This window comes from Peribacillus sp. P4_C12, from assembly GCF_056402095.1.
In genome coordinates this window covers 1-6159 of the sequence record NZ_JBFUIB010000209.1, presented here as the reverse complement: position 1 = coordinate 6159, position 6159 = coordinate 1, and the positions used below count along the sequence as shown (strand labels likewise).

Annotated in this window: 3 protein-coding genes; 1 reads left to right on the top strand and 2 read right to left on the bottom strand. The window is 37.9% G+C overall.

The genetic code is table 11. The features are described 5' to 3' along the window. Both AC1DUW_RS18960 and AC1DUW_RS18955 read right to left on the bottom strand, forming a co-directional pair. Nucleotides 1-2281 (bottom strand): hypothetical protein (locus AC1DUW_RS18960; protein WP_477643194.1); only part of this gene is annotated, 2281 nt, incomplete at its 3' end. A 203-nt stretch (nt 2282-2484) separates the two neighbouring features. After that, the gene (locus AC1DUW_RS18955) at nt 2485-3681 is read right to left on the bottom strand and encodes an MFS transporter (protein ID WP_053344458.1); all 1197 of its coding nucleotides are present in this window, start codon (nt 3679-3681) and stop codon (nt 2485-2487) included. A 467-nt stretch (nt 3682-4148) separates the two neighbouring features. On the opposite strand from AC1DUW_RS18955, the gene AC1DUW_RS18950 reads away from it, so the two are divergent. Then, a complete protein-coding gene (locus AC1DUW_RS18950; RefSeq protein WP_477643193.1) occupies nt 4149-5519 on the top strand; it encodes a hypothetical protein in 1371 nt (456 codons plus the stop codon). Nucleotides 5520-6159 lie beyond the last annotated feature (640 nt).

Sequence of the window (6159 nt, the reverse complement as noted above, 5' to 3'; positions counted from 1 at the left end):
TCCCAAGCCATTCTCCTACAATGAAAAAGATAAAAGGACCAAACAACGCGAAACCAATCTTAAATATCACCTGGTTAAAATCAAAAACATCGTAAAGTGAACCATATAGGCTGGCACTTGTAATAATGACGGGCAGCCAGAATATATGTTTCCGGTGTACATGAACAGACCATACGTTTATTGCAGTCGCCATAGTAATTAAACCCGTTACACCCATTGGATTCAACTCACTGTATGGAATCAGTATAAAAGCAAGGAAGGAAAGAATCTGTCCACTATAGATAAAGACAGGAAAGAATATTGGAAATCTACTCTTTAAAGCGTAGGCCGCTCCGATTGAAATCAGTGCTGTCCCCATTGAATAAAGGCTGACAGTGATATTTGAACTGACCCAAACGCTACCTTCCAACAAATATGGATAGAAGGCAACCAACGCTAATACGAAAGAAATCGGAAATCCATATACGGCTGTTTCCATCATAGATTTTGTATCATCTTTTACATAGGTAATAAAGAAAAGTCCAGAAATCAGGACGAGAGCTGCACTAACAGCAAGCCAATCCATATCAATCAATTTACTAGTTAATACCCCCACCATTATCATTGGAGAGATAAATAAGACACTTTGCTTAAATAGGCTGTAGCTTGGGTGGCGATTATATAAATACAGCCCAATATACTTGAAAACCTGAAGCACGAATATTAGATTTAAAACAGTAGTAAACGAGAATTGAAAAGCAAAGCAAAGATATACAAATGCTAAATTAAAAACAACAACAGCTGGATACGTGAAGCTCGTATTTTTCGATTGAAGTGAAACATAGACAAACTGAGCAGATAGTATCATAAGCGCAACAAAAATTTGCGCATAGTTTTCCTGATAAACCATCGCATTTATATATAAAAAAACGATTCCACTCTCAATCAAACTGGTAAACATAAAGTTCTTGGATAACTTAGGCTCCTTTGCTTTAGCCATATAAGTCGATAGCGCCATAAAAATGATTGGCACAAGTGCAAAAGCAATGACCATGAATTCATTGAAAAATGAATTATAAACAAAATGGATATATCCGTAAGTGAAGATAGCACTAAAAGCAATTTCATAATATTTCTTTTGAAATTTGACTGCAAAAATTAAAAACAAAACAGAAATGACAATCAATGATATCGAATAAACCAGGTTACTTGAAAATAATGTCAAAATAACAAAGGTTTCCACAATGATTTTAAACAGGATGAATTGAAAAATGAACGGTTTGAATAACACTAATTTATTCCTATTTTTCAACTGTTCAACATTCCATAAAAGCAATAGATTAAGGACACTAACCGTCAAAAACATCCACTCAATCGTTGGAGTCGCAAAAGCAAAACCGAAGTAACAGGTAACAGCAAACGTTAATATGGATATGATAATGAATATTTTCGACTTAAAGTAATCAGCAATCTTGAAATATATGCCAAAGCAAAGTAATCCTCCAAGAAAACCAAGTAGAGCCCGCCCTTCACCATTAAGCGATAAGTACTCTCCAAATATCTGATAATATGAAGCTGATAAAATCGTAATTGGAATAAATAATCCTGCAAGCGTCAGGAAAGCAAAAGCCGTCTGCTTAATTTTCAGCTTCCAGGCGATAAAGGCCATTCCCGCGAAAACGACGGATACCATTCCTATGAAAAACACCTTCAGAACCGCATTCAAATTACCCCATGATGAGGTTGCCAAAATTAAACCTCCAAATAGAAGTAAAATTACCCCCGTGAGCAGGACGACAGAGATATTCCGTTCCCGGATTTGCTCGGGTGTTCTCTTTGGCTTTATTGGCTGAACAGGCTTCTCCTGCTTGATTACCCGCTGTTGATTAGCAGGTTTCCTTTCAGGGATGCTCGCGATGACCAGTTCAGGTCTTTCTACTATAACTGGTTCGTTAGGGACATCCGAAACCTTCTTATCATTCATTATTGATTCGTCAAATATAGGTATCCCTTGTACTCCTTCTTGATGTGATTCTTCATCTTTAACGAGGTTATCTTGAACCTTCTTCTCAGCTGCCTCACTTTTCAATATTGTCTCTGCTTTGGGACTAGCTTGCTTTTTTTCATTATCTAATTGTTTTTGTTTATAAAGGGCTCTTTGAAAATGCCGATCATACGCCCTGCTAATCCGTATATATTCTGTTTTTGGGATGAGCCGCCTTTCCCATAAAACTTCAAGCTCTTCTTGGAAAATCTGCTTCCTTCTTTCTAATGTCATTTCTTCATTTGAAGAATCATCCATCCAAAGATTCCCCTTCCTTCCTTCACTTAGACCTTATATTATCGTATGTATAATCTCTTTTAGATAATAACAAAGTTTTTCCATTTTTTATATATTTAGTATCCAAGTCGGATAACCCCTTAAATCTACCAAACCATTTCCATTCAATCGGGCAAACTTTGCTACAAAAAAAAGATAACCCTCAATGGAGTCATCCAAAATTTCTATACTATTTTTAACTTACCCTCACTTCTAACAATCCAAATATAAACTATAATCGAAATGAAAATCGAGACAGCTGCTGTGATATAGATACTCCGATAGCCGAAAAGGTAACCAATCTGTCCGAAAACAATAGCTCCTATACCAACTCCAAGGTCGAAAAATGAGAAATAAGTGGCATTTGCCATCGCTTTACGATTGGGTGCTGTTTTTTCAATCGACCATGCCTGCAAGGCCGGCTGAACTGAACCGAATCCAAATCCATAAAGCACCGCAGCTATATATAGTACCGCTTCACTTGGCATCCAAGCTAACAGGAGCATACCTGTCATGATGAGCACTGTTGATGGCACAAAGATTGCCCGGTGGCCTCTTCTGTCATATAATCGGCCAGAGAATAATCTCGTGACCATGAGAGCCATTGCATAAAGCAAGAAGTACCACTGAATTCCACTCACACCTTTTTCAGCTGTATAAAGTGGCAGGAAAGTTGCGATTCCACCAAATGTAACGGAAATAAAGAAAATAAGCAGAGATGGCTGCAGGGCACTTTTCTCATAAATATCAAACCTCTTTGCAGCCACAGCAGTTAACGGATTTATTTCCACTTTTTGATATCGAATCATCGATCCCATCATTACAGCAAACAATCCTAACAAAGAACAAATCAGAAACAGCTCTTGAAATGGAAGGACTGTAACTAGCAAAAGCCCCAGTGATGGACCGAATGCGAGTGCTAGATTGCCCGATAATCCGTAATACCCCATCCCTTCGCCACGGCGTTTGGCCGGAATTATGTCAGAGGCGATGGTGCCTGAAGCTGTTGAAGAAAAACCCCAGCCGACTCCCTGTACAATCCGCATTAAAAATAACAATCCGATGCTCCCCATAAAACCGAAGGAACCCACGGATATAGCGAAAATGGCTAACCCGATAAGAAAAACAATACGTCTTCCTTTCGTTTCCAATAATTTTCCGGCAATTGGCCGAACAAGCAGAGCGGAAAATGTAAAAATCCCTAGGACAGCCCCTACTAGGCGATCGTCCCCTCCAAGCTGCTCAACAAACAGCGGGATGGTCGGCATCGTCATTTGGAAACCCATGAAAATACACAGATTTGCCAAACAAATCATGATAAAGTCACGTGTCCATATTTTATCAGAACCTCTTACCTGCTCACCCACTAAGGTTTCCCTCATTTTCCTTCACCTTCTAATCCTAATAGTTATTGCCAGTTTACTAAAAAAAGATACAATAAGCGAATAATTTATTTCGTGTACCTAAATATAATTCAAAATGATAAGCCCAGCTTGGAACTGGACCAAGTTTTCTAATCTTCATGAACATAAAAGAATGATATGTACATACACAAAAACCTCATAATTTATGGGTAATGAATGTTTTTACATTAGCATTTATTCTATCCCCTAAGAAGCATATGGTATGTTGCCCATCTGTATGCGCACTTACTATTTCTTTACTGGCTGCAGCTGCCTTTCCAATTGTTAAGCTTCCATAATATCTACATTCACTAAATTCATTTTAGGTATCGTTTTCTTTGCCTCCATTTTATTTTTAAAGACATGCTACTTTTTCCTTTTAAAAGTTTATATAGACTGTGAAAGCAAAATAGCCTTTGACTTGTGAAAAAAAGGAGCCGAAAACAATGATTTATGAAGAAACCTACCGATATTTAGTTCGCCATGTATCCTCCAAGGAGTTCGACACATGTTTATATTCCCTCCTTCATATGGATTGGGATGGTGTGATTCAGAGTCCCCTCCACAAAATGGCTAAAGGAATTGGAACGACTGAAAAATATCTGAAAAAGATCATCAAGAAATTTTCATCCCCACAAGTTGGCTGCGGCCGAAAAATCTTCCTTCCCATTCAACAGGAGATAACAAAATATAAATTCAATCTCGGGCCGACAGGCAGTCTCAGCTTCAACAGTAAAAAGGACCGATACTGTAAAAAATACCGTTTCTTCTATAGTAATGCCTTCCGAAGCCTATCCCTGCCCTCCAAGAGACTCGTGCTCATGGCAGCATTCAATATGTCTGTCAATAAATCTGAAGAAGTCTCACTGCACTACGATGAAATTGTCCATTCAGAATGTTCCCTTTTCAAAAGACAGGATGTACTTGATGCCATGGAAACGGTTAACCAAACATTAGGCGACATGGTAACCTTCACTATTGCCAGCTCCGTTTTCACACGGAAAGAAATCATTTTAGCTTCTTTCAAAGAAGGAATGTTGAAGGATTATCTTGAAAATCGTACGGAGAGGATGTTGGTACGGAAAACAATTTATGAAGCGGGATGCCTTGAATATATAGAAGATAAAGTCTGTATGGAGCTAGAACGGGTCGGAAAATATATCTACCGTTCGTTTCTTAAAGCTGCACATGGACCTATAAAAGATGATTTGTTAAAACTGGCTCGATTTGTGTATAGCACTTCACTTAAAAAATTCGGTAAAGTCCTGTCTAGCAAAAAGCATTTATTAGCCGATCCAAAACAGGCTTCCGCTTATTTTAGTACAATCGTTTATAATGAAGCACTGGAACAATTGGCCACGTATGCACACCAGGCTGCCTGTATTAAAAACTTAATGGAGCGTGAACACTTGCACCGCGGAATTTCGGAGGGATCTTTAGCGAGAAATGTGGATTATATAGAAGTGAATGAGCATATTGAAATGATCCGTGTGAAGCATGACAAGGCGTCTAAGATTCATAGAACACTAAGCATATGGTGCGAAGATTGGGTGATCTCACGCGTGAATTCTGTCATAGTAGGTACAGAAGATACTGATCAAAAGTCTATACGTGGAAAAAAGCGAATTCTAAAAAAGGATCAGTCTATTTCCGATTACCTCAACTCACTTAAAAAGCATACATACGAACAACTTGAGAAACATATTACGATGTACCAAAATGTAAATAATAACGAATCCGTCCTAGATATATTGAAACAGAAAAAAGAAGCTATACGATCCTATTTTGCTATCCAAAAAGATCATATGAAAAATTAGGATAAAATATGGCTAACAGAAACACTGGCTTTTGGGCGAGTGTTTTTTGTCATGCATAAAAATTCCTTTCTCCATTCCACTCCAATACCTATTCCCTTATGTAGCTGCCTCCCTCCCTTTTTCTGATTTTGAGGACTGATAATTTTGAAGTTGTTCTGTGAATTAGCTTTTCCCTGACTGTAGACACCCTTCATCCGGGTGTGCATTGAACTCTTTATACTGTGAATAGTGCCTAACATGCTGTGGATAACTAAATGATGCTCTTCTTTCCCCTGATAGATTCGAATCAGTCATACCAAGGCTTTCGGCAAAAAAGTTATTAAAGGGTCTAAAGAAAGGGTCTAAATCACTTTACTAACAAAGGAACTAAGAATGGTTATGATTAAGGGGATGAATGTAGGACCCCCTTTTCCCCATAAAGAAGATCATCTTTTCAAAGTAAAGTTTATGATTTCTACTTTCATAAAAAAAGGAGAATAATGAAGATACTTAAGAAACAAGAAGCTATTCCATGGTTTCACGAATTACAAAAGCATATGGAATGCCTGACCGTATAGAAGAAACGAAAAAAATAAAGCTCCTGCTTAAAATGTATATCCATTCCAAGGATACAAGAGTTTTCGACTCTAATGGATTTATT

Excerpts from the sequence above, each read along its gene's own strand:
- AC1DUW_RS18955 (WP_053344458.1), bottom strand. The coding sequence starts at position 3,681 with ATGAGGGAAACCTTAGTGGGTGAGCAGGTAAGAGGTTCTGATAAAATA.
- AC1DUW_RS18950 (WP_477643193.1), top strand. The coding sequence starts at position 4,149 with ATGATTTATGAAGAAACCTACCGATATTTAGTTCGCCATGTATCCTCC.